This is a genomic window from Mammaliicoccus sp. B-M6, from assembly GCF_022386965.1.
Lineage (GTDB): Bacteria > Bacillota > Bacilli > Staphylococcales > Staphylococcaceae > Mammaliicoccus > Mammaliicoccus sciuri_A.
In genome coordinates this window covers 1-25,262 of the sequence record NZ_JAJNHJ010000007.1, presented here as the reverse complement: position 1 = coordinate 25,262, position 25,262 = coordinate 1, and the positions used below count along the sequence as shown (strand labels likewise).

General features: G+C 32.9%; 27 protein-coding genes and 1 other RNA gene. 26 read left to right on the top strand and 2 right to left on the bottom strand.

Going from position 1 to position 25,262, the window contains the following annotated elements; genetic code table 11:
• Nucleotides 1-205 precede the first annotated feature (205 nt).
• The 21 genes from aroC (at nucleotide 206) to LQ693_RS03880 (ending at nucleotide 18,998) form a co-directional block, all read left to right on the top strand.
• Entirely contained in the window at nucleotides 206-1,372 is a 1,167-nt protein-coding gene (gene aroC, locus LQ693_RS03975; RefSeq protein ID WP_037588158.1) for a chorismate synthase, read from the top strand.
• Nucleotides 1,373-1,380: 8 nt separating this feature from the next.
• A complete protein-coding gene (gene aroB / locus LQ693_RS03970; protein WP_345772674.1) occupies nucleotides 1,381-2,454 on the top strand; it encodes a 3-dehydroquinate synthase in 1,074 nt (357 codons plus the stop codon).
• Between the two features lie 15 nt (nucleotides 2,455-2,469).
• The gene (locus LQ693_RS03965; RefSeq protein WP_025905474.1) at nucleotides 2,470-3,708 is read left to right on the top strand and encodes a tetratricopeptide repeat protein; all 1,239 of its coding nucleotides are present in this window, start codon (nucleotides 2,470-2,472) and stop codon (nucleotides 3,706-3,708) included.
• A gap of 12 nt (nucleotides 3,709-3,720) precedes the next feature.
• A complete protein-coding gene (locus LQ693_RS03960) occupies nucleotides 3,721-4,257 on the top strand; it encodes a YpiB family protein (protein WP_103361590.1) in 537 nt (178 codons plus the stop codon).
• Complete coding sequence (locus LQ693_RS03955) at nucleotides 4,257-4,688, top strand: DUF2487 family protein (RefSeq protein WP_025905476.1); 432 nt, start codon at nucleotides 4,257-4,259, stop codon at nucleotides 4,686-4,688. Before LQ693_RS03960 ends, LQ693_RS03955 begins: the two co-directional genes overlap by 1 nt.
• 263 nt (nucleotides 4,689-4,951) lie before the next feature.
• A complete protein-coding gene (locus LQ693_RS03950) occupies nucleotides 4,952-5,278 on the top strand; it encodes a helix-turn-helix domain-containing protein (RefSeq protein WP_107565214.1) in 327 nt (108 codons plus the stop codon).
• A gap of 59 nt (nucleotides 5,279-5,337) precedes the next feature.
• On the top strand, nucleotides 5,338-5,586 hold the full coding sequence (locus tag LQ693_RS13800; RefSeq protein ID WP_080690523.1) for an IS3 family transposase: 249 nt from the start codon (nucleotides 5,338-5,340) through the stop codon (nucleotides 5,584-5,586).
• 376 nt (nucleotides 5,587-5,962) lie between these two features.
• Nucleotides 5,963-6,466, top strand: coding sequence for a Rieske (2Fe-2S) protein (locus tag LQ693_RS03945; protein ID WP_025905478.1), 504 nt, complete (start codon nucleotides 5,963-5,965; stop codon nucleotides 6,464-6,466).
• Nucleotides 6,467-6,479: 13 nt separating this feature from the next.
• Entirely contained in the window at nucleotides 6,480-7,154 is a 675-nt protein-coding gene (gene qcrB / locus LQ693_RS03940; protein ID WP_016912349.1) for a menaquinol-cytochrome c reductase cytochrome b subunit, read from the top strand.
• A 37-nt stretch (nucleotides 7,155-7,191) separates the two neighbouring features.
• Nucleotides 7,192-7,980 carry a menaquinol-cytochrome c reductase cytochrome b/c subunit gene (locus tag LQ693_RS03935; protein WP_119594268.1) on the top strand — a complete coding sequence of 263 codons (789 nt, stop codon included), beginning with the start codon at nucleotides 7,192-7,194 and terminating at the stop codon, nucleotides 7,978-7,980.
• Nucleotides 7,981-8,037: 57 nt separating this feature from the next.
• Complete coding sequence (locus LQ693_RS03930) at nucleotides 8,038-8,631, top strand: DUF1405 domain-containing protein (RefSeq protein ID WP_239703080.1); 594 nt, start codon at nucleotides 8,038-8,040, stop codon at nucleotides 8,629-8,631.
• Between the two features lie 53 nt (nucleotides 8,632-8,684).
• On the top strand, nucleotides 8,685-9,371 hold the full coding sequence (locus LQ693_RS03925) for a zinc metallopeptidase (protein ID WP_037588148.1): 687 nt from the start codon (nucleotides 8,685-8,687) through the stop codon (nucleotides 9,369-9,371).
• Nucleotides 9,372-9,551: 180 nt separating this feature from the next.
• Nucleotides 9,552-9,866: a nucleotide pyrophosphohydrolase gene (locus LQ693_RS03920; RefSeq protein WP_025905482.1), complete on the top strand. Its 315-nt coding sequence runs from the start codon at nucleotides 9,552-9,554 to the stop codon at nucleotides 9,864-9,866.
• 19 nt (nucleotides 9,867-9,885) lie between these two features.
• Nucleotides 9,886-11,007, top strand: coding sequence for an N-acetyl-alpha-D-glucosaminyl L-malate synthase BshA (bshA, locus tag LQ693_RS03915; protein ID WP_049318836.1), 1,122 nt, complete (start codon nucleotides 9,886-9,888; stop codon nucleotides 11,005-11,007).
• Between the two features lies 1 nt (nucleotide 11,008).
• Nucleotides 11,009-12,220, top strand: coding sequence for a CCA tRNA nucleotidyltransferase (locus LQ693_RS03910; RefSeq protein ID WP_107565216.1), 1,212 nt, complete (start codon nucleotides 11,009-11,011; stop codon nucleotides 12,218-12,220).
• On the top strand, nucleotides 12,207-13,175 hold the full coding sequence (locus LQ693_RS03905; protein WP_103361638.1) for a biotin--[acetyl-CoA-carboxylase] ligase: 969 nt from the start codon (nucleotides 12,207-12,209) through the stop codon (nucleotides 13,173-13,175). Before LQ693_RS03910 ends, LQ693_RS03905 begins: the two co-directional genes overlap by 14 nt.
• A gap of 10 nt (nucleotides 13,176-13,185) precedes the next feature.
• Entirely contained in the window at nucleotides 13,186-15,879 is a 2,694-nt protein-coding gene (locus LQ693_RS03900; RefSeq protein WP_103361639.1) for a helicase C-terminal domain-containing protein, read from the top strand.
• A 62-nt stretch (nucleotides 15,880-15,941) separates the two neighbouring features.
• On the top strand, nucleotides 15,942-17,234 hold the full coding sequence (gene asnS / locus LQ693_RS03895; RefSeq protein ID WP_025905487.1) for an asparagine--tRNA ligase: 1,293 nt from the start codon (nucleotides 15,942-15,944) through the stop codon (nucleotides 17,232-17,234).
• A 69-nt stretch (nucleotides 17,235-17,303) separates the two neighbouring features.
• Nucleotides 17,304-17,996 carry a DnaD domain-containing protein gene (locus LQ693_RS03890; protein WP_103361640.1) on the top strand — a complete coding sequence of 231 codons (693 nt, stop codon included), beginning with the start codon at nucleotides 17,304-17,306 and terminating at the stop codon, nucleotides 17,994-17,996.
• On the top strand, nucleotides 17,986-18,654 hold the full coding sequence (gene nth, locus LQ693_RS03885; RefSeq protein WP_025905489.1) for an endonuclease III: 669 nt from the start codon (nucleotides 17,986-17,988) through the stop codon (nucleotides 18,652-18,654). The genes LQ693_RS03890 and nth overlap by 11 nt, the downstream gene beginning before the upstream one ends.
• The gene (locus LQ693_RS03880) at nucleotides 18,651-18,998 is read left to right on the top strand and encodes a YpoC family protein (RefSeq protein WP_107591060.1); all 348 of its coding nucleotides are present in this window, start codon (nucleotides 18,651-18,653) and stop codon (nucleotides 18,996-18,998) included. The genes nth and LQ693_RS03880 overlap by 4 nt, the downstream gene beginning before the upstream one ends.
• A gap of 60 nt (nucleotides 18,999-19,058) precedes the next feature.
• Here LQ693_RS03880 and LQ693_RS03875 read toward each other — a convergent pair whose 3' ends face one another.
• Nucleotides 19,059-21,389: a transglycosylase domain-containing protein gene (locus LQ693_RS03875; RefSeq protein WP_107566020.1), complete on the bottom strand. Its 2,331-nt coding sequence runs from the start codon at nucleotides 21,387-21,389 to the stop codon at nucleotides 19,059-19,061.
• Nucleotides 21,386-22,012, bottom strand: a complete 627-nt coding sequence (recU, locus tag LQ693_RS03870; RefSeq protein WP_037588134.1) for a Holliday junction resolvase RecU — start codon at nucleotides 22,010-22,012, stop codon at nucleotides 21,386-21,388. The genes LQ693_RS03875 and recU overlap by 4 nt, the downstream gene beginning before the upstream one ends.
• A gap of 168 nt (nucleotides 22,013-22,180) precedes the next feature.
• Between recU and LQ693_RS03865 the strand changes: the two genes are divergently transcribed.
• The 5 genes from LQ693_RS03865 to LQ693_RS03845 all read left to right on the top strand — a co-directional run bounded on the left by LQ693_RS03865 (nucleotide 22,181) and on the right by LQ693_RS03845 (nucleotide 25,021).
• A complete protein-coding gene (locus LQ693_RS03865) occupies nucleotides 22,181-22,510 on the top strand; it encodes a DUF1798 family protein (RefSeq protein ID WP_107566021.1) in 330 nt (109 codons plus the stop codon).
• On the top strand, nucleotides 22,504-23,067 hold the full coding sequence (locus tag LQ693_RS03860) for an SLOG family protein (RefSeq protein ID WP_182461918.1): 564 nt from the start codon (nucleotides 22,504-22,506) through the stop codon (nucleotides 23,065-23,067). Before LQ693_RS03865 ends, LQ693_RS03860 begins: the two co-directional genes overlap by 7 nt.
• Before the next feature lie 13 nt (nucleotides 23,068-23,080).
• Nucleotides 23,081-23,395, top strand: coding sequence for a cell division regulator GpsB (gene gpsB, locus LQ693_RS03855; RefSeq protein WP_025905495.1), 315 nt, complete (start codon nucleotides 23,081-23,083; stop codon nucleotides 23,393-23,395).
• A gap of 47 nt (nucleotides 23,396-23,442) precedes the next feature.
• An RNA gene (gene rnpB, locus LQ693_RS03850) (RNase P RNA component class B) lies at nucleotides 23,443-23,812 on the top strand.
• An 84-nt stretch (nucleotides 23,813-23,896) separates the two neighbouring features.
• On the top strand, nucleotides 23,897-25,021 hold the full coding sequence (locus tag LQ693_RS03845) for a THUMP domain-containing class I SAM-dependent RNA methyltransferase (protein ID WP_025905496.1): 1,125 nt from the start codon (nucleotides 23,897-23,899) through the stop codon (nucleotides 25,019-25,021).
• Nucleotides 25,022-25,262 lie beyond the last annotated feature (241 nt).

The following is a 25,262-nucleotide window of genomic DNA, read 5'->3' as shown; positions in this document are numbered from 1 at the left end:
ATTTGCACTTCTTGCCAAACTTGCAAATAACGACCTCAGTATTTGCACTTCTCACCAAAACTGCTAATAACAACATATAATTCACACTTATTTAAAATCAAAAAAATCTAAAACTTTGTTAAACTATTCGTCTGTTTTTGTTAATTTAACGCGCTAAATATGATATGATTAATTTTATATTTAATTAACAGTAGGGAGAGATAATATGCGTTACTTAACATCTGGTGAATCACATGGACCACAACTAACTGTCATTATAGAAGGTGTACCAGCAAACTTGAAAATTGACGTAAACGAGATTAATGAAGAAATGTTTAAACGTCAAGGTGGATATGGACGCGGTCGTCGTATGCAAATTGAAAAAGATTCTGTAGAAATCGTTTCAGGTGTGAGACATGGTTATACATTAGGTAGCCCTATTACACTCATCGTTAAGAATGATGATTTTAAACATTGGAGAAAAATTATGGGTGCAGACCCATTAACTGAAGAAGAATTAGAAAATATGAAACGAGTTATCACTAAACCTAGACCTGGCCATGCCGATCTTGTTGGTGGTATGAAATATAATCATAGAGATTTAAGAAATGTACTTGAACGTTCGTCTGCTCGTGAAACAGCTGCAAGAGTTGCTGTTGGTGCAGTTTCTAAAATTTTATTAAAAGCTTTAGACATTGAAATTTATTCAAGAGTTATTGAAATCGGTGGCGTTAAAGACGATTATGAATACACGCTTGAAGAAGTCAAACAAAATATTGACCATAATGACGTACGTTGTATAAATGATGACGTTGCTGAAAAAATGAGAAATCGTATTGATGAAGCTAAAAAAGATGGTGATTCAATCGGTGGTATCGTTGAAGTAGTCGTTGAAAATATGCCTGCTGGAATTGGAAGTTATGTTCATTATGACCGTAAACTTGATGGTCGTTTAGCACAAGCAGTCGTAAGTATTAACGCATTTAAAGGTGTTAGTTTCGGTGAAGGCTTTAAAGCTGCTGAAAAACCAGGTAGTGAAATACAAGACGAGATTGCTTACGATAGCGAAATCGGCTACCATCGTTTATCAAATCACTTAGGTGGTCTTGAAGGCGGTATGTCAAATGGAATGCCAATCGTCATCAATGGTGTTATGAAACCAATACCAACATTATATAAACCATTAAACTCTGTAGATATCGATTCTAAAGATAGCTTTAAAGCGACAATTGAAAGATCAGATAGTTGTGCTGTTCCTGCTGCAAGTGTTGTTTGTGAAAATGTTATCGCATTTGAAGTTGCAAAAGCTTTAACTGAAGAATACCAATCTAATCACATTGACCAATTACAAGAAGCTATTAAGAATCATCGTAATTGGAACTTAAACTTCTAGGTGATGAAATGATTTTTGAAACAGCATATACTAACAACAACTATCCGATAATATTAAAGCAGAACGCACTAGCTGAACTTAATCAATATCTTAAAGCAGATGAACAAAATATTGTGTTAATTGACCAAGATGTTTATAGATATCATAAAGACTATATTAAGTCACATCTTCAAGACCAAGATATTAAATTTTTAACGGTTATGAGTGGTGAAGCTTGTAAGCAAATGTCATATTTTGAATCGCTCAGCGAAAAGCTCTTATCAATGAATATCACAAGACAATCTCAACTCATCGCTATCGGTGGTGGCGCAACTGGAGACTTTGTTGGTTTTCTAGCTGCAACTTTGTTACGTGGCATTGATTTTATACAAGTTCCTACAACACTTTTGGCACACGATTCAGCAATCGGTGGAAAAGTGGGCATTAATGCATCGGTCGGTAAAAATTTAATCGGTGCATTTCATAGACCACGCGCTGTTATATATGATATAAATTTCCTAGAAACATTGCCACATATTGAAATACGTAGTGGTTATGGTGAAATATTTAAACATGCCATTTTAAATAGTGAAGCCGACACACTTCATTTAATGGATGTTTATCCTTCAATTAAAGAATTAGCGCAATTGAAAAATATAGAAGATTATTTAAAAATGGGCATTGAAACTAAATTGAAAATTGTGATTGAAGATGAATTTGAAGGTGGCGTACGTAAACATTTAAATTTAGGACACACTTTTGGACACGGACTTGAATACTTAACAAAAATTGCTCACGGTGAAGCTGTGATGATCGGTATTCTTTTCCAGAAAGTGATAAATAAAAATAGAAATATGTACGATAGCACTTCAAGTGTGCATCTGTTCATTAATTATTTAAAAGAATTAGGTTACCCTTTAAATGTCTTAAATCATGCTGATATTGAACAAATTTTTGAATATATGAAAAAAGACAAAAAGAATATTGGACAAACGATTCAAATGGTTTTACAAAATGGTGAAGCTTCATTTACAATTGAATCCGTTTCTAAAGAAGAAGTATTAGATGCATTTAAAGAACTTAAATCTCTAATAAATGAATAGAAGGAGTCCTTTAACATGGAAGATGTATATAAAGTAATTGACGATATTCACATGAAGAATATCGAACATTTAGATGAGAAAGTAAACAGAGTTCTACAATCTGACGATCACGACGCTTTATTTATGTTAGGCGAAACATTATATAAATACGGTATTGTCGATCAAGGCGTTAAAATATTCGAAGAACTTTATTTACTTTATCCTGATGAAAATGAATTGCTTGTTTATTATATAGAAGGGCTAATTGACCAAAACGACTTAGATAAAGCGCATGAAGTATTGTATAACAGCCCACATTCTACAGAGAAATTAATGCTTGAGGCTGATTTATACCAACAACAAGGCTTATTCGAAGTTGGAATAGAGAAATTAATTGAAGCAAAAGAAATGGAACCAGATGATATTGTGATTACATTCGCTTTAGCTGAAATGTACTATTACGATGGTCAATATTTAAAAGCGATTTCTAACTATGAAACAATCACGCAAACTGGTGAAGATATTATTAATGGTATTTCGATTTATGCACGAATGGCAGACGCAAGTTTACAAAGTGGTGCATACGAAGAAGCAATCAAATATTATGAAAATGTATCAGAAATGGATATGACAGCTGAAGATTATTTCAAACAAGCAATTAGTTACCAAAAAAATGACTTAACAAGAGAAGCAATTAAGCAACTTGAAAAGTTATTACAAAAAGACCCAGACTTTATGCAAGCTTACCATTACTTATTGCAAATTTATGAATCAGAAAAAGATTATGAAAAAGCAATAGAAATCGGTAAAGAAGGGCTACGCTTAAACGCATATTATAAAGAACTTATGACAGATACTGCTAGACTAATGTTAACAACTAACGATGAGCATGGTGCAATTCTGTTACAAGATGCATTAACAGTTGATCCTTCTTATACTGAAGCTGCCATTATACTTGCTGATTATTATCGAGAAAAAGATAACATAACAGGTCTTATTAATTTATTAACGTATGTTGATCATGAAGATATAGACCCAGTAGTAGCTTGGCACGTTGCATATGCATTCGGTGAAGAAGAAAGAGATAAAGAAGCTCAACACTTCTATGAATTAGCATATCCAGATTTAACACAAAATATTGATTTCTTAAACGACTATTACCATTACTTAATTGAAATCGGTCATGTCGATAACGCTAAAAATATATTAGAATCTGTTCGCAAACTTGATCCTGAAAATCCATATTGGGACCAAGAATACGAAAGATTATTATAAGTAGGGTTAATTATGAATCATACATGGTTAAACTATGAAAAACAGCGATTTATTGAATATATTCTATATCAATACGATTTTAAAATTGCTGAAAGTGTATGGATATTAAATTTATTAAAAAGCAGCCCTAAATATTTATCTAACATTTCATTCGTCAATGAATTTTCAGATGAACGCATATTGTCCATAAGTACCGAGCAATCTAAACAACTGCCTTTACTTTATTGTAAAGATCGCTTCTGTATAGAAGATGGTCGACAAATCTTCCACGATATTCGACTAGATAATACACATTTAAATGTACTTTTATATTTGAACAAAAATGATGATCGACTAAATAAGTTACTGTTGTTGCAAATGCTTGTTGATTATTATGGAGATGATAAAGATATTCGTGCTTTAAATAATAACAATACACATGGACTAGGACATTGGCGTAAACTCATCAGTAATGAAATAGATAAATCTTTAGATAATAACGATCAAGACATGTTTATAGAAATGTCTAAAATATTACAATTCATTAATGAGTTGGAGGAACATCGATAATGTTATTTAATCATGTTGACTTAAAAGAATTAAAAAACAACTTAGAATATATCGATACAGCCATCATACCTGTATCTAATATTGATATGAATCATCAATTATTAACATCATGCGATCAAAATGAAACAGTTCAACTTGTTGGCATGTTAGCAGAAAAACAATTTAAAGGTAGATTACTACTTACACCAACATTTTTCACAAGTGGTAATCAATACGATCACGTCGTATCTTTTATACAAAGTTTAAAAGAGTATGGCTTGAACAATATAATTATTTTAAGCAGTGATCAAGTAGAACTGAACGTTGATCACGAATTGTATAAAGTAAACACGATTCCAATGGGTGACTTAGACGATGATATGAAACGCACACTCATCGAAGACGAAGTCAAACAATTTATGAAGTTTATCATAAGAACATGGAATAAATAGTAGGTAGATGCACGATAGATTATAGTGTATTATCCCTATAGAGTAAGTATTTAAAAACTAAAACTCTATAGGGATATTTTTATACATAAAGCTAGACTACCTGTCGAACTTAAACAAGGCAAATTCAATAACTTTAAAAAACTTATTCAGATATAGTGTCTTAATATATTATTTTACATCATGCTACTTTAAAAAATTGGGTGGTAAAGTATACTGAAGGAAAGTAAAATAAATCTTATTTTCCATATCTAGAGGTAGACACTATGAATACTAGAAAAACAACATTTGAAGAGAGAATTGAAATAGCTAAATATTGTATTGAAAATAATAGAGACTTTAATAAGACAGCTGAAAAGTACCAAGTTAACTATTCACAAGTCTATAATTGGATAAAAAAATATGAAAAACATGGTGATATTGGTTTAGTAGATGGTAGAGGTAAAGGAAAACCAGTTGAAGCTTTAACTAGAGAAGAAGAACTTGAATTAAAAATAAAAGCACTTGAACAAAGAAATAAATTTCTCCAAATGGAGAATGAGGTATTAAAAAAGCAGGAAGAAATAGAGAGGCAGTTGATGAATCGAAAGTAAGACAAATAGTAGAATATCAGACAATTGAATCATTAAAAGATAAATATTCAACGAATCAAATGTGTACCATTCTTGGAATATCAAGGGCAAGTTATTATAAATGGAAAAACAGAGAAGAATCACAATCCGAGAGATTCAATAATGAATTAAAAGATGAGATATTCAGAATTTACCATGAACATGATGGCAAATATGGATCTAGAAGAATACATAAGTATTTGAGGGCACATACTAAATTCCAGGTTAATCATAAGCGTGTCTATAGAATCATGAAAAAATATGGATTAATTGCCTCAAACAATTTATGAAGTTTATCATTAGAACATGGAATAAATAGTTGGTAGATGCACGATATCTTTGAGTCTTCGTGCGATAATAACCAACTTCTAGATAACTTCACATCATAATATCCGTAACAAATCTTAACTAAATAAGATTTGCTGCGTTTTTTTTATTTCCAAAATACAATTGTCCTTTCTATGTGGAAAATAGGCTTATTTTCACAGTTTTTCATCAATATTTTCGCCTTTATAATAAAGCCTTTTCATTTTTTTAAAAATTCCTAGATAAAAGGTTAATAAATAAACATTTAAATTGTGACAAAGCGTTGACCGTCTTGAAATAATAGGCTAAAATTAAGTTGTCCTAGTTATAAAAGAACGATTAATAGAGGGGGGAATCTAAATGAGCCAACGTGTCACACGACGCCAATTTTTAAACTATTCATTGATGGGTGTTGGGTCATTTATGGCTGCTGGTATGATTTTACCTATGGGTAGATTTGCGCTTGATCCTGTATTCAAAGCTGATGCACAAGGCGATATGATTGCTACAGGCGTAAAGGAGTCAGAACTTGGTAAAGAGCCTATTAAAGTGGACTTTAAATTCGAGCAAGAAGATGCTTGGTACACAAGTGAAGTTACAGAATTTGCTTGGGTGTACAAAGATGGAAATGAAATCGTAGCATTATCACCGGTCTGTAAACATTTAGGATGTACAGTACAGTGGAATGGCGATAAATCAAATCCAAATCAATTCTTTTGTCCATGTCATAACGGTCGTTATGAAAAGAACGGTAAGAATATTCCAGGTACGCCGCCATTAGCACCACTTGATCAATACGAAGTAAAAGTTAAAGGTGGCATTATTCAAATCGGTAAAAAGCACGAGAACGAATTAGCTAAATAAGGAGGGATTAACAATGATAGATAAAATCTATGATTGGGTCGATGACAGACTTGATATTACACCAATTTGGCGAGATATTGCTGATCATGAGGTGCCAGAGCATGTTAACCCTGCTTATCACTTTTCAGCTTTCGTTTATTGTTTTGGTGGTCTAACGTTTTTCATTACAGTAATACAAGTTTTATCAGGTATGTTTTTAACGATGTACTATGTTCCAGATATCGTTAATGCATGGAAATCAGTTTACTATCTACAACACGATGTAGCTGCTGGTGTTATCGTACGTGGTATGCACCATTGGGGAGCAAGTTTAGTAGTAGTAATGATGTTTTTACATACACTTCGTGTATTCTTTACAGGATCTTATAAACAACCTAGAGAATTAAACTGGGTTGTCGGTGTATTAATATTCTTCGTAATGCTTGGATTAAGTTTTACTGGTTATTTATTACCATGGGATATGAAAGCACTATTCGCAACAAAAGTAGGTTTACAAATTGCAGAATCTGTTCCTATCATTGGGCCGTGGGTTAAGACATTACTAGCAGGGGATGCAGAGATAGTTGGTGCACAAACTCTAACTCGTTTCTTTGCGATACATGTATTCTTCCTACCAGCTGCACTATTCGCGTTATTAGCAGCACACTTTATAATGATCAGAAAACAAGGTATTTCAGGTCCACTATAAAATTAACGTGAATAAATGAAAAAGGAGGTCATGCGACATGCATCGCGGTAAAGGGATGAAGTTTGTTGGTGATTCAAGAATAAAGTCATACGACAAACCGAAATTAAATCGAGATTATTCAGAATTTCCAGGTCGTACAGAAAGTTTCTGGCCTGACTTTCTACTAAAAGAATGGATGACTGGTGCGGTATTCTTAATCGCGTACTTATGTTTAACAGTTGCTCATCCATCGCCACTTGAACGTGTGGCAGATCCATCTGATACTGGTTATACACCATTACCAGACTGGTATTTCTTATTCTTATATCAAATACTTAAATATTCATTCGCATCTGGTCCTTATAACACATTCGGAGCAATTATCTTACCAGGTATCGCATTCGGTGCTTTATTATTAGCACCTTGGTTAGATAGAGGCCCTGAACGTAAATGGACAAAGAGACCATTTGCTTCTGGATTTATGTTAATCGCAATTGCAATCTTATTCTATACAACATGGGAATCAAGTTATTACCATGATTGGAAGCAACAAGCTAAACAAGGTGAAATCGTCTTCTCTAACTTAGACAAGTCAGACCCAGTTTATACTGACATCATCAAGTCAAACTGTACAAGTTGTCACGGTGGTGAGTTAACAGGTGGACAAGGTCCAAACTTAGTTGAATCGAAACTACCTAAAGATGGCGTTAAAGGATTCGTAGAAAATGGTGCAGGTAAAATGCCTAGCTTCAAAGACACACTTTCTAAAGATGAAATTGACAAAGTTGCTAAATACGTTGCAGATTTACATGAAACAGATGCAAGCGGTAAAGAATTGAAAAAATAATTAAATTTGAGCCTGGGGCATATGCGTGCCCTGGGCTCTTTTCAAAGGAGTAATAAAATGGAATTTTGGAGATATGTAATGGGGCAGAAATCTATTCTCATTACGCTATTTATTGCAAATCTTCTCGGCACCATTTATGGATACATATGGTATGGTAGTCAATTACTTGATAGCAAATGGTACTTTTGGCCATTTATACCCGACAGTCCAACAGCAACATTATTCTTAGTGATTGCGATAGCTGCACTCATTTTCAATAAGCATTTAGGTTTGTTTGAATGTTTAGCATTTATTACATTAATTAAATATGGTGTATGGGCGGTTGTTATGAATATATTTGTAATGATTCATTATGATCAACTTGTTCCAATGGCAATTATGCTGATGACTTCACACGGCATTATGGCTATTCAAGCATTGATGTTTTATCCTTTATTCAATATTAAAAAGTGGCACATTGTCGTAACTATGATTTGGGTATTTCACAATGATGTTATTGATTATGTGTATCATCAATATCCTGTTTATAGTATGTTAAGTCAGTATGAGTCACATATAGGATACTTTGCTTTTTGGCTAAGTGTTATCGCTTTTCTGTTATTACTATATTTCCAAAAAAACATCGAATTACGTTCAAAATATTTGACGTAAGAGCCGTCACTCCGTAATATAATAAATAACAGGGATAAAAAGGAGGAAGTTATTTGTTTTCATATATCATATATTTTATTATCATTATGATTGTCCCTATGTACTTCCAATTTAGAGTAAAATCAACATACAATAAATACTCAAGAGTACGTTCAACAAGTGGGAAGACGGGTAAACAAGTTGCAGAAGAAATTTTAGCTGCAAATGGAATTCATGATGTAGAAGTGTTACAAGGTGAAGGATTCTTATCAGATCATTTTGATCCAACTAAGAAACGTGTTGTATTATCACCGGCAAACTATCAACAACCAAGTGTTGCGGGTACAGCAATTGCAGCACATGAAGTAGGACATGCTATTCAACATGCTCAAGGATATGGATTCCTTAAATTTAGATCAGCGCTTTTACCGCTTGCTAATTTAGGAAGTTCGTTATCATACATTATCATTTTAGCTGGTATCGTATTAACAGCAATGAGTAGTACATTCGGTACAACATTATTATGGGTTGGTATCGTATTTATGTCATTCGCTGTATTATTCTCAATCATCACATTACCAGTTGAATTCGATGCAAGTAAACGGGCAATGCGACAAATTGAAAAATTAAATATCGTTAACCAACAAGAATATAGACATGCTAAAAAAGTATTATCTGCAGCTGCTATGACATACGTTGCAGCAACAGCTGTAGCGGTAGCTGAATTAGCAAGATTTATTCTAATGGCACGTAATAATTAATGAAATCATTTTAATACCAATAAAGTCTTTTGACTTTGTTGGTATTTTTTATTTTTAAATATTTATGAGGTTTGTAGATATAAGCTTATTACGTTGTCATTATGCATGATTATCATATATAATTTTATTATGTGAGTTCTTTTATATAGAGATATAAAAGATATGTAGGGAGGAAATTTTATGGACATGAAAGAGATGCAACATGAAGTTGATCAATATATTTCTCAGTTTAAAGCAGGTTATTTTTCGCCCTTAGCAAATTTAGCGAGATTAACAGAAGAAGTTGGAGAACTAGCTAGAGAAATTAATCATAGTCATGGTGAAAAGAAAAAGAAACCAACAGAAGAAGACAATACAATTGAAGCTGAATTAGGCGATAATTTATTCGTCTTAATTTGTTTAGCAAATTCTTTAGACATAGATTTAAATAAAAGTTTCCAAGATACAATGAATAAATTCAATGTAAGAGATAAAGATAGATTTGAACGTAAATAAGTCATAATGGAGGATTAATATGAAAATCGGTATAACTTGTTATCCATCAATGGGGGGCTCAGGTATCGTTGCAACTGAGCTTGGTTTGGAGATGGCGAAAAGAGGGCATGAAATTCACTTTATAACTTCTAATATGCCTTTTAGAATGAGAGAGCCTGTTCCAAACGTAACATTTCATCAAGTTGACGTAAATCAATATTCTGTATTCCAATATCCACCATATGATATTACATTAAGTGCTAAAATTGCAGACGTCATTAACGATTACGACTTAGATATATTACATATGCACTACGCGGTACCGCATGCAATTTGTGGTATTTTAGCGCGTCAAATATCCGGAAAAGATGTCAAAATCATGACGACTTTGCATGGAACAGATATTACAGTATTAGGTTATGATACATCATTACAAAGTGCCATTCGATTCGGAATTGAAAAGAGTGACGTTGTAACAAGTGTCAGTGATAGTCTAAAACAAGAAACATATGACATTATAGAACCTGATAAAGAAATCAAAACTATATACAATTTTGTACAAGAAGAAAGTTTCCCACAAATTTATAATACAGATTTAAGAAGCCGTTATGGCATAGAAGAAGATGAAAAAGTCATCACGTTTGTATCAAATTTTAGAAAAGTTAAGCGCGTGCCTGATGTCGTAGATACGTTTTACAAAATTAACAAACAAATTAAATCTAAACTATTACTGATCGGTGATGGTCCAGAGTTACAAGTGGCCAGAGAACAAATTAAACAGCTTAATATAGAAGACCAAGTTCTATTTTTAGGTAAACAAGATGAAGTGAATATCTTCTATCAAATGTCTGATTTAACGTTGTTATTAAGTGAAAAAGAAAGCTTTGGACTTGTATTACTTGAAGCTATGCTTACAGGTGTTGTGCCGATTGGTACAAATGCAGGTGGCATTAAAGAAGTCATCAAAAACGGTGAAACGGGTTATACGGTTGATGTCGGTGATACAGATAAAGCGAGTGAATATGCGGTCAAATTATTAACAGATTCAGAACTTTATCGCAAAATGCAAAACGCTATGATTCAAGATGTACGTGAAAGATTCTCATCTAAAGTGATTGCTGATCAGTACGAATCTTGCTACAACGATATGTTAGGAGAATAATATGCGTGAATATCAAGTATTTGAAGATGCGAAATGGATAATTGAAACACTTGAACGTAATGGGCATCAAGCATATTTTGTTGGTGGTTCAGTAAGAGACTATTTAATGGAGAAAGAAATTTCAGACGTTGATATTACAACAAGTGCTTTACCTGATGAAGTTGAACAATTATTTGATAAGACTTTACCAATAGGCAAAGAGCACGGCACGATGATTGTGATGGGTGAAAATCAACAGTATGAAGTGACAACATTTAGAAAAGATGGGGATTATGTTGATCATAGAAGACCTACATCTGTTCAGTTTGTAACGGATTTATATGAAGATGTAGCAAGAAGAGATTTCACAATGAATGCTATCGCTATGGATAAGTCGTATCAACTCCATGATTATTTCAACGGGTTAAACGATATACAATCCAAAATTATAAAAGCTGTCGGAACACCTATTGATCGCATGGAAGAAGACGCATTACGTATTATGAGAGGTGTAAGATTCCAAGCTCAGACAGGCTTTGCACTTGATCACGATACTAAAGACGCCATGCATCAAACAGCACATTCTTTAAGTGCCATTGCAATTGAAAGAATTGTTGTTGAACTTAAAAAAATGATTCAAGGTCAATATATTCATGATACAAAAAAGACTGCTCATGAACTAGAAATATTTAAATATATTCCATTTTTCAAAGAAATTAATCAAACTAGTATCTTCATGCCGGAACATGCCCATTTCGATTTATGGGTGGCTGCATTATGTTATTTATACGAATTAGATTTAACAAGCTTGAACAGTTTGAAAATCAGTAATCAAGAAAAGCGTGATATCTCATCTTACGTTCAATCATTGATAACACTTTCTGAAAATAATATTTCAAAGCAAGATATGATTCATCTCGTATATACGTATCATCGTGATAAAATGAAAGAAATCATTCACTTTATTTCTGAGCATAATGCACAACTGAATATCTCTATCCATCCTACAATTATGAATGACCGTGTAATTGATGAAATATATGATAAACTACCTATATATGATAAATCAGAATTACAAATTAACGGTCAAATATTGATGGCTACATTTAATAAAAAAGGTGGACCATGGATCAAAGATATTTTAAATAAAGTTGAACAAGCTGTTATTAACCTTAAAGTGGATAATACAGAAAATGATTTAATAGAATGGGTGCGAGAGAATGTCAAAATATAAACGTGAAATTATTAAATATTTATATCAAAATAATGAATATTTGTCAGGACAACATATAGCTGAAACGTTAAATTGTTCACGTGTAACAGTTAAAAAAGTCATCGATCAATTGAGAAAAGAAGGCTTTGAAATTGAGTCTATTTCAAATAAGGGATATAAAATCTCAGAAATCCCCACAACTTGGCAAGAAGGCATTGTGAATATTACACTTCAAGATCAAAGTATATTGAATCACGCAATTGTTCAAACACAAGTAGATTCAACACAATTGTTAGCCAAGTCTCGTGTTAATGACATTGATCATGACTTTATTGTTTTGAGTGATGAACAAACAAATGGGAGAGGGCGTTTCCAAAGAGAATGGTCATCTCTTAAAAGTAAAGGGCTTTGGATGTCAGTTGTATTACGCCCAGATATTCCAATTCAAAGAATGTCGACATTTAATCTATTTATAAGCCTTGCTATTCAAGAAGTGATTGAACAGCATTATGGCATTCAAAGTAGAATTAAATGGCCTAATGATATTTATATAGGCGATAAAAAAGTTTGTGGCTTTTTAACAGAAATGATTGCAGATACAGATGGCGTTAATGCGATTATTTGTGGCATTGGTATAAATTTAAACCAAACACAAGAAGATTTCGATCGAGCTGGTCAATCACGTGCGACAAGTTTAAAAATAGAGAATGAACAATCTATAGAACCTTATCAATTTTTGAAATTATTAATAGAGGCTATTGAACTGAGATATGATCAATTTTTAGAATTACCATTCAGTGACATTAAAGAGTTATATAAAAGTAAAAGTATGATTTGGGACAAAAAACTAACTTATACAGAGGGTAAAAAGCAAGTATTTGGTCGAGCAATTGATATACAAGATAATGGGTTCTTAACCGTGATATCTGATGATGGTCAATTACACCAATTTATGAGTGCAGATATCGAAATATAGGAGAGATAATATGGCGCAAAGATACGCTGTTGTAGATTTAGAAACAACCGGAAACCAAATTCAATATGATGAAATCATTCAAATTGGGATAACATTTATAGAAAATAACCAAATTACCGATACATATCATTCATATGTCAAAACGGATTTGGAAATTCCATCTTTCATTCAAGCATTAACCAATATCAATGAATTAGACTTAGAAGAAGCTCCATACTTCGAAGAGATCAGTCAATCATTGTTTAACTTGTTGAAAGATTGTGTATTTGTCGCGCATAATGTTCTATTTGATTTAAACTTTCTCAAATCCCATTTCGAAAAGCATCAAATACAATTCGAACCTAAATTAACAATTGATACGATGGAATTGTTTAAAATCGCATTTCCAAACGAAGAAAGTTATCAGTTAAGTGAATTGAGTCAATCGTTAAAAGTTGATTTAAACCAAGCGCATAGTGCTTATGAGGATGCTAAAGCAACTGCATTATTATTTATCAAAGCCATTCAAAAAATAAATGGTCTTCCGATTGATACCATTAAACAACTTTATTATTTATCTAAATCTTTAAAGCATGATTTAAAGGACGTTCTATTTGAAATTGTAAGAACACATCAAGGTGCCGAAACGCATAATCGCAATATTAAAAAGTACCAGAACATCCATTATTTAAAGCAAATGCCAATACGACATTCTAGTGATCGTACATCAATTACACTCGATGAAGCTTATGATAGAATACTTAAAACGTTTAATTTCGATTATCGTAAAGAACAATATCAACTCGTTCAACAATTGTTCGATTCATTAATGCACAATGAGAATGCTTTAATTGAAGCACCGCTTGGTAGTGGGAAATCGATGAGCTTTGTGCTCGCTGCATTGTTGTATTATTTAGAAACTGGTGAACATATTCTCGTTTCAACACATACGAAGTTACTTCAAAATCAACTGCTAGAACAAGAATTTAATAAAGTCTTAAATGCATTAGATTTAGATTTAAAAGCGATGATTATTAAAAGTAAAGATCATTATATTTCGCTTGGTTTAATCTTAAATATATTACAAGATGATACAGACAACTATGAAGCGACTATTTTAAAAATGCAGTTGCTTGTATGGATTCTTGAAACGGAAACAGGTGACATTGAAGAGCTTCATCTTAAAGGTGGTCAAAAAGTCTTCTTTGAACAAAAACGCACGACTTATGTACCGTTTAAAAATGATATACATTACTATCAATTTATTAAAGAGAGTGCGCAGCATGTAGAGATCGGTATAACAAACCACGCGCATTTGTTACAACATAGTACAGAAGATACCGTATATCAATTGTTCAAACATATCATTGTTGATGAAGCACATCGTATTCAAGATTACGCACTTAATCAAGTAACAGATGATTTAAGTTACCAACATATTAAATATCATCTCGGTTTATTAGGTAAAAATGAGCAAGAAAAATTATTTAAGCGATTAGATAAATTAGAAAATAGAAGAGTCATTGAACAATATCCTATTGAACCAATCGATATTTATCAACTGAAACGTGATATTGATTTACTGCACGAACAAAACGAACAATTATTTGATGATTTAATGGCTCAAATTTCAGATAAGCATCAAGAATCACATGAAGATGATAAACAAATTCATTACTTCTATGATATTGATGTCGCGAATATATCTGAAATATTTAAACGACAAATTAGTACAATCAATCAAATATTATCTAGATTTAAATCTTACTCACACGCACATGTTAAAGCGTTCAAGAAAGAGTTAATTTATATTTATCATCAATATACTAAAATTTATAACATGATTAAGTCTGGTCAAGTGCCATTCGTATCCATTAAGAAAATATCTCAGAAATCTACACTTTCACTATTTGTTAAAAAAGCAGAAGTTAAAGATTTACTGAATGAAGTGTTTATAGAGCAATTCAATAGCAATATTTTCATTTCTGGGACATTAACCGTTAATCATTCATTTACATCATTTAAATCTATGTTTCCTGAAGACATTCAATTTAACACTTATTATTTAAATGATATTTACGACTTGAAAAATCAAGCAACATGTTTTGTACCGGAAAATATGCCGACTTATCAATATCATCAACAAGATGACTATATAGAAACGATTGTTAGTTATTTATCTACATTTGTAAGTGAAACAAATCAAAAATGTTTAGTACTGTTTACGAACTATGCGATGTTGTATCAAGCATATCGATACATGGAAGAACTTGAAATCTTTGATGATTATGTCGTATTAATGCAGCAACAACATTCACACGTATACAAACTCGTACAACAGTTTAATCAATTTGATAAGACGATTTTACTAGGTACTTTATCATTCTTTGAAGGATTTGATTATCAATCTTCAGGTATTAAATGTGTCATGATGACGAAGTTACCGTTTATACATCAAGATGATCCACGATACCATTTAATGAAAGATGAATTTGACAATCCATTTAAAGACTTTGTCTTGCCAGACGCTGTAACTAAATTTAGACAAGGCATCGGTCGATTAATTCGAAACAAACATGACCAAGGTTTATTAATTTGCTTTGATAGACGAATATTAGATAGTAATTACAGTAAATACTTTATTAATGCATTAGGTGAAATACCTGTTATCGAAGGCGATTTAAATAAATTCCAAGATAAACTAAGAAAATATCCAAACAGATAGCAGTTGTATGCATAATTTGATAAAATAACTATAGGTAATTTATTTGAATAGGAGAAATAATAATGAATATTACGATTAAACAAGCTAAAGATTATGTCAATCAAGAAGTGACAATCGGTGCTTGGATTGCAAACAAGCGATCAAGTGGGAAAATAGCATTTTTACAATTAAGAGACGGAACAGGATTTATGCAAGGTGTCGTTGTAAAAGCTGAAGTATCAGAAGACATCTTCCAATTAGCTAAATCATTAACACAAGAAACATCTGTTTATGTTACGGGTACAATTACAGAAGATGACCGTTCTAAATTTGGCTATGAAATGCAAGTAAGTGGTGTAGAAGTCATTTCAGAATCACATGATTATCCAATCACACCGAAAAATCATGGTACAGAATTCTTAATGGATCACAGACATTTATGGTTACGTTCTAAACGTCAACATGCCGTTATGAAAATTAGAAACGAAATTATTCGTGCGACATATGAATTCTTTAACGAAAGTGGATTCACTAAAATTGATCCACCAATTTTAACAGGTAGTGCACCTGAAGGTACAAGTGAATTGTTCCATACGAAATATTTCGATGAAGATGCATTCTTATCTCAAAGTGGTCAATTATACTTAGAAGCTGCAGCTATGGCGCATAATAGAGTATTTAGTTTCGGTCCAACTTTCAGAGCTGAAAAATCAAAAACAAGAAGACATTTAATTGAATTCTGGATGATCGAAGGCGAAATGGCATTTATGAAACATGACCAAAGCTTAGAAGTTCAAGAAAATTACGTACACCACATCGTTAAAGCTGTGTTGGCAAATTGTAAATTAGAATTAGAACTTCTTGAAAGAGATACTTCTAAGTTAGAACAAGTTTCAACACCATTCCCAAGAATCACTTACGATGATGCCATTAAATTCTTACATCAAGAAGGATTCGATGATATTGAATGGGGCGACGATTTCGGTTCTCCTCATGAAACTGCAATTGCAAACCATTATGATAAACCAGTATTTATCATTAATTATCCAACAAAAATTAAACCATTCTATATGGAACCAAACCCTGAAAATCCAGACACTGTATTATGTGCAGATTTAATCGCACCAGAAGGTTACGGAGAGATCATTGGTGGTTCTGAAAGAATTAGTGATTTAGATTTAATTAATCAAAGAATTAATGAACATGGTTTAGATCCTGAAGCATATAGTTATTACACTGACTTAAGAAAATACGGAAGTGTACCACATAGTGGATTTGGCTTAGGACTTGAAAGAACAGTAGCATGGTTAAGTGGCGTAGAACACGTTAGAGAAACTGCACCATTCCCACGTTTATTAAATCGATTATATCCATAATAATATGCGAGTCTGGGAGCTGAATAGTGATCCCAGACTCTATATTTTTATAATGAAGTAGGTGAAAAAATGTATACAAGTGCTATGTTAAAAGAAAAGCCAGTCGTTGTTCAAAGAGCTTTGTTTGATCATTATGCCAATTTAGGATTAAATGAAAAACAATTCGTTATCCTTATTAAATTGTTGGATCAAGAGAATGATCGTAACTTACAACCTCCATTAGAAGATATCCAACGTGGCACGACATTATCTATACAAGAAGTAAGTCATATCATTAATCAACTTTCTCAATTAAAAATTATAGACATTAAAATTGAAAAAGATGACCAACATAAATATAATGAATTCATATCATTTGATCCTATGTATGAACAACTCGCATTAATCAAAAACGAAGTAATGCAACAAGGTACAGTAGAAGATCAAAACTTACAATTCAAGAAACTATTCCAAGAATTCGAATCCACTTTCGGTCGACCATTAACACCATTAGAAGTGCAAACATTAAACCACTGGATTGATACTGATAAACATTCAAACGAACTCATTATGAGCGCACTTAACGAAGCGCATAGTTTAGATAAACTCAGCATCAAATATATCGACCGTATCTTATTGAACTGGAAGAAGAAGAACATCACGACTGTTGAATCTTCCAAAGAAGAAAGTGAAAAGTTTAATCAAACTAAAAAAGTAAAGCAAAATGTTAATTTAATCCCGACTTTTGATTGGGTAAATGGGGAGAATCCTTATGATAAGTAAAAAGAAAGCATTAGAAATGATGGATGTTATTGATGAAATGTTTCCAGATGCTGAATGTGAACTCGTTCATGATAATCCATTTGAACTAACAATCGCAGTATTACTTTCTGCACAGTGTACAGACGTACTCGTCAACAAAGTGACGAAATCGCTTTTTGAAAAGTATAAAACTCCTGAAGACTATTTAAATGTAAGTTTAGAAGAACTTCAAAATGACATTCGCTCAATCGGTTTATACCGCAATAAAGCTAAAAATATTCAAAAACTTTGTCAGTCATTGTTAGATAATTTTAATGGTGTCGTACCAAGTACACATCAAGAATTAGAATCATTAGCTGGTGTAGGGCGTAAAACAGCGAATGTTGTGATGAGTGTAGCATTCGGGGAACCATCATTAGCAGTAGACACACATGTAGAACGCGTATCTAAACGTCTTGCAATATGTAGAATTAAAGACAATGTGCGCCAAGTTGAAGATCGTTTATGTAGTATCATTCCAAGAGAAAGATGGACAAAAAGTCACCATCAGCTTATATTCTTTGGACGCTATCACTGTGTAGCACGTAAACCGAAATGTGAAGTATGTCCATTATTTGCAGATTGTAGAGAAGGGCAAAAACGATTAAAAGCTGGGTTAGTAAAGGTTGAAGGCGCATGATACAAAAAAATGATTTCATAGAACTTGAACAACAAATAGAACCACTTGTTAAAAATAAAAAGCTTAAAACAAATGAAGCACATCAATTGTTAGATCAATATTATCATTTGATCATTGCTTATATAGAACAAATCAATCAAATAGAAACGTTTGATATAGCGCATATCGAAGAATATCCAGTTATACCAATGAATTTTGAAGAACGCTACCACTATATAAACGAGAGAATATATCACTTTATGGGATATAGACAAATGGTAACATTGAAAGAAGAATTAATTAGAATGAACGCGAGATATCAGATTCAACTTAAAAGAGCCGCACAACGTGAAAGCGGAGAATAGAAAATATTATAATCAAAAAAGCATCACATCCTTTGCGGGATGTGATGCTTTTTCTATATCTTAGTCATCTTTCTCTTCTTTCGCAGCTTGTTTTGCTGCATCTGAGGTTGAACTACTATTGTCAGAGTCTGAATCTGAATCTTCGGATGTTGGTGTTTCTGTCGTTTGTTCTTCAGTTGTTACGTTCTGATTAGTAGATGACTGTTGTTGTGTATTATTTTGTTGTGTTGTAGATGAATTTGAATTCGTCTGTGGTTCATTTGTTGTTACATTATTATTATTATTTGAGAAGTTATAGTTATTTTGCTGATTACTACTATTACCAGAGCTAGGTGCTGAGCTTGATGTTGTATTATTGTCTTCATTACCTGCAACACTTAAGCTTTTACCGCTTCCTGTTACTGAATCTGGTTTTTCGAAGTCTGCACCGTCATAATTAGAGATTTCTGACATAACTTCATTGAATAATATTTGTGGTTTAATTTGTTCATCATGTCCTAAGAATGAGTTCTCACCGTATTCTTTAACTTTGTTGAAGCCCATCCATACTGACATAGTGTATTGTGGTGTATAACCTGTAATCCAAACGTCTTTCGCTGCATTTTCAGGTAATTGATATTCAGTATATACTTCATCACCATAAGTACCAGTACCTGTTTTAGCTGCTACGTTCACACCGTTAATGCCATATCCATAAGCTGAACCGTATGCTTGGAATGTTCCTTTCAGCATTTCAGTTAACATGTATGCTGTGTAATCTTCCATAGCTTTATGGCTTTCGCTTGAGAATTTGATTGTTTCATCATCTTGAGTGACAACTTTTCTAATTGATTTTGCTTCGTTATAAGTACCACCATTACCCATAGTCGCAAATGCTGACGCTAATTGAGTAGGGGAGAATTCTGATTGTGACCCACCCAGTACTTCTGAAGGTCCAATTTCATCTTTATAATTTAAATTCACTTTAGAAGCAAAGTCTTTAACTGCTTTTTCACCAGCGTTTTGGTTTGTTTCTTGCCAAGATTTCAATGCTGGAATGTTATATGATCTTGCTAATGCATCAGCCATTGTAACTGAGCCGTGACCTTGACCATCATAGTTCTTGAAGATACTACCATTGATATTATACTCGCTTTCATCTTGGAACTTATGGTTTGTCGCATATTGCATATTCTCAATTGCTGGACCATAGGCTAATATCGGTTTAAGTGATGAACCTGTAGGATGAACGTCTGTTGCTTGGTTTCTATCAACTACATCTTTGTAATCTTTACCACCACTGATACCGACTAATTTACCAGTCTTCGTATCTACTATAGATGAACCAGTAATTTGGTCTTTATTCTTGTAGAATGTACCGTTATCAACTGACTCTTGTAATGTTTTTTGAACATCTTTATCCATGTTTGTGTAGATTTTAAGACCGCTTGTCATAATATCATTTAATGATTGACCTTTGAACGCTTTGTTCTGAGTAATTTCTTGTTTAACGTAGTTAATATAAGAAGCGTACTCATTGTCAGGCGTATCAGTCATTGCATCGTTTCTTTCTTCAACTGTACGTTTAACTAAGTTCTTATCGATAGGTGTATCTTGTGCTTCTTTCATTTCTTTCTTAGTAATTCTACCGTGTCTTTCCATTAAATAAAGAACAGTGTCTTTACGTTTTTCAGCCGCTTCAGGATTATCATAAATGTTATATTGGTTTGGCACTTGTGGTAAACCTGCTAAGTAAGCTGTTTCAGCTAAGTTTAAATCTTTTAATTTCTTATTGAAGTAATATTTAGCTGCTGTTTGAGAACCGTAAATACCATCTGAGTAATAGATTTTGTTTAAGTACATTTCAAAGATTTCATCTTTTGAATATTCTTGTTCTAATCTATAAGAAAGGTAAGCTTCTTGAGCTTTTCTTTCGATGGATTTCTTATCTGTTAAGAATGAACGTTTTACAACTTGTTGTGTTAATGTAGATGCACCTTGTGAACCAAAGCCACCTGTAAAGTTCTTCATAACTGCTCCAGATAAACGTTTGTAGTCTAATGCACCATGATCGTAGAAGCGATTATCTTCAGTTGCGAGTACAGCATCTTTCATTTGGTCTGGAACATCGTCAAATTTAACATGTTCTCTCTTTTGTCCCATATAGAGGGTCGTGACAAGTTTATTATTTTTGTCATAAATTTTAGTTGGTAATTGGTCTTTAAGCGCACTTTCATTGAAAGCAGGAGCTTTCCAAGCATAATATGCAAATACGAGAACACCTATGATTACCATTGCTAAGAATGCTAGCACGAGAATACCGAACACCTTAATTATCGTCCTTTTGATATTCCTCTTCTTCTTAGGTTGTTCTTTACCATTTTTACTATTAGAAGCTTTTGATTGACTCATTTGAGCGCCTCACTTTCTGTTTTTATCAATTGATCAACTATTGTTATGTAGTTAATTCTTGGTTTAAATTGGATTGGTATTAAGTAACCATCAGTTTCAATCTCTTTAAGCGTGATGGACTTCTTGCCTCCAGATTTATATCTGTCCCAATATACCATAAACTTCCTAAAAGGCAATAAAAATACGCTATCATGATAGCTAAATTTTATCAACAAAAAACATATACCTTTTTGGTTTAATACTTGTTCCATATGTGATACTTGGTGATCGTGGATATTATTTAAAGGGAAACTTGTTTTATTTTTCGTTTCCTTAGCTTCAAAATCAATATAGTATCCATTATAAACACCGTTATAATCTGTTGTTGAAGGCTTTCTAAAATAAGCTTCTTTAATGACAGCTTTTTGTCTTTTAGGGTAGTCAACATCAACAATTTGAATAGGTGTCGGTTTCTTATGAATAACTGCTATATTTTCTAATCTGAAGTATTCATTGGATTTATCAATTTCCTCCTCTAATCTCATACCCCGTTTACCATATTGTATTCTACTATATTTAGGGTCATCTTGGATTGAGACTTTAGAAGTATTTTTTGTTACTTTTTTTCCGTTTGGATAATTCAAATTCATCACCTAGCTTCATATCATAAAACTCTAAATATTATACCTTATTTCATTATAAGTTACAAAAGTTTTTTATGATACATAAATATTCTAGAACTTTTCTAGTTATGTTATCATTTTATCGTGAGCACATTTAAAATACAAACTTCATTAATAGTAGGTGTAGCGATGATACAAGAACTTTTAAATAAATTAAATGACATGCTAGATATTTTCCAACATGCGAAGGACGATCATGAATACGACTTTTATAAAGATGTCGTACCATTTGTAGAACAAGTCGATGTTCTGCTAGACAAACTTGCTGTACATCAAGATGCCGTATTGAAATTACAATATATGAATGAACAGAAATTCCAACTCTTAATTAGTAACTACAAAGAATTGTCTGTAGAATGCCATTATAAACGTACAAGTAAGAAACTCTTCTTTGAAAAGCATAAAGCCGTACAACATGATTTAAATTATATTTATACCCATATAGGTGATTTATCATGACGTCTGTATATTTTACAGGATACAAACCGTTCGAACTGAATATTTTCAAAAATGATCAGGCTGAAGTAAAAGTCATCAAAGCATATCTTAAAGAAATCATTGAGCAAGAAATAGAAGAAGGTATGGAGTGGGTCATCATTTCAGGTCAATTAGGATTTGAGCTTTGGGCAGCAGAAGTGACAATTGAAATGAAAAATAAATTCCCTCAATTGAAACTTGCGATATTGACACCATTTTTAAACCATTATAATAAATGGAACGAAACAAACCAACAAGCTTACCAAAATATTGTTACACATGCAGACTATGTCAATGCGATTCATCAAAGTGAGTATCAAGGTGGGTTCCAATTTCAACAAGCCAATGAATTTATACTCGATAATACGGATAAGACGATATTATTTTATGATGATGAACAAGAAGCATCACCTAAATACTTCAAAAGTAAGTTAGTTGATTTTGCTGAAAAGACAAACTATACTTATAATGTTATTACATTCATGGATTTACAAGACTTTATGGAATTTAATTATAATAATGACAACGAATCATATTAAATGAGGTGTAAAAATGGCTGATGTAACATTAAAGCTATCTGCAAAAGATATTTATGAAAAGGAATTTGAAAGAGGTTTAAGAGGTTTCAAAACTGAAGAAGTAGATGCTTTTTTAGATGACATTATTTCAGACTATCAAAAAATGGCTGAATTAAATAACGAAGTCATCAAATTAACAGAAGAAAATTCTAAACTTAAAAAAGAAATCGAACAGTTAAGAATCCGTGTCGCGTCAGGCAGACCACAAGGTTCTCAACAATACAATTCTAATAATGTAGATATCTTGAAACGAATTTCTAATCTTGAAAAAGCAGTATTTGGCGAATAAATGATAGTTATTTAACGCTGTTTATGCTATAATTCTTTGTTGAGTGGTATTTCGGATAATCGCTACGTTAAGTAGAGGAAAGTCCATGCTCACACATTCTGAGATGAATGTAGTGTTCGTGCTTGGCGAAACAATAAGCCAGGGCAATTAATTGACGGCAACGAAATAACCTAAGTTAGTAATAATATGGTTAAAGTAGTTTGAAAGTGCCACAGTGACGTAGCTTTTACAGAAATGTAAAAGGTGGAACGCGGTAAACCCCTCGAGTGAGCAATCCAAAATTGGTAGGAGCACTTCTTTGACGGAAATGAACGGAATAAGAAGGTATGTAATCATACAGACAGATGATTATCACTGGCGTACGAGTGTAACTAGTACACGTTAGCAGTACTAAAGGACAAAACATGGCTTACAGATTTATCACTTACTAGTGTCGCTCTCCCAAGTAGGAGAGCTTTTTATTTGTAAATAATTATAATTTAAATATAAAGGAGTATATGCATGTATCAATTACTCGCTACTAGTCCAATGGGATTAGAATCAATTGTTGCTAGAGAAGTTCAAGAATTAGGATATGAAACAAAAGTAGAAAACGGTCGCGTACTTTTTGAAGGTGATGAAACAGCAATCGTTAAATCAAATTTATGGTTAAGAACTGCTGACAGAGTCAAAATCGTAGTAGGACGTTTCCATGCAACAACTTTTGACGAATTATTCGAAAAGACGAAATCATTACCATGGGAAGATGTAATTGGCGCTCAAGGTATGTTCCCAGTTCAAGGTAAAAGTGTTAAATCTAAATTATTCAGCGTATCCGACTGTCAAGCAATCGTTAAAAAAGCGATAGTTGAGAGATTGAAACATGCGTATCAAATTAAAGGTTGGATCGATGAAACAGGTAGTAAATACCAAGTTGAAGTATCATTGCTGAAAGACGAAGCTTTATTAACAATCGACACTTCAGGTTCAGGACTTCATAAAAGAGGTTACCGTTTAGCACAAGGTGACGCACCAATGAAAGAAACATTAGCTGCAGCACTTGTAAGATTAACAAACTGGAGCGGTGAAACACCATTTATCGATCCATTCTGTGGTTCAGGTACACTTGCAATAGAAGCAGCACTCATCGCTCAAAATATTGCACCAGGATTTAACCGTGATTTTGCGAGTGAAGATTGGGATATCATACCAGAAGGATTATATGACCAATTAAGACAAGAAGCAGATGATGCGGCATTATATGATAAAGAAATTAATATCATAGCAAGTGATATCGATCCTAAAATGGTTGAAATTGCGAAAGACAACGCAACAGAAGTTGGGTTAGGGGACATCATTCAATTTAAAGTCCAAGATGTTCATAACCTAGAAGTACCAGAAGGACCCGTTTCAATAATCGGGAACCCACCATATGGCGAACGTATCGGTGAACGAAGTGAAGTAGAAGCAATGTACAAACACTTAGGCGAAATCATGAAACAAAACGACCAAGCATCATTATATATGCTTACAAGCTATAAAGAATTTGAACCATTAGTAGGTAAGAAAGCCACAAAAAGAAGAAAACTCTTTAACGGCTATATCGAATGTACGTACTATCAATATTGGGGCAAACGAAATAAATAGATAGTAGGAAAGAGGAAACCACCTGCAGAGCAGGTGGTTTTTTGGTTTGGAGAAAGGTGGGGATGTATGGTTTGGACTAGATCTAATATCTCTTGGCTTAAGTAGGGAGTTAAGCTATGACTTGGACAATCTCTCGGCTTAATTAGAGCGTTAAGCCATGACTGTACTGAACCCAAAAATCTAAACCTTAATTAGTATATTATTTCAAAGGTTTGTCTCCTGTAATTTTTGGGAGATAAGC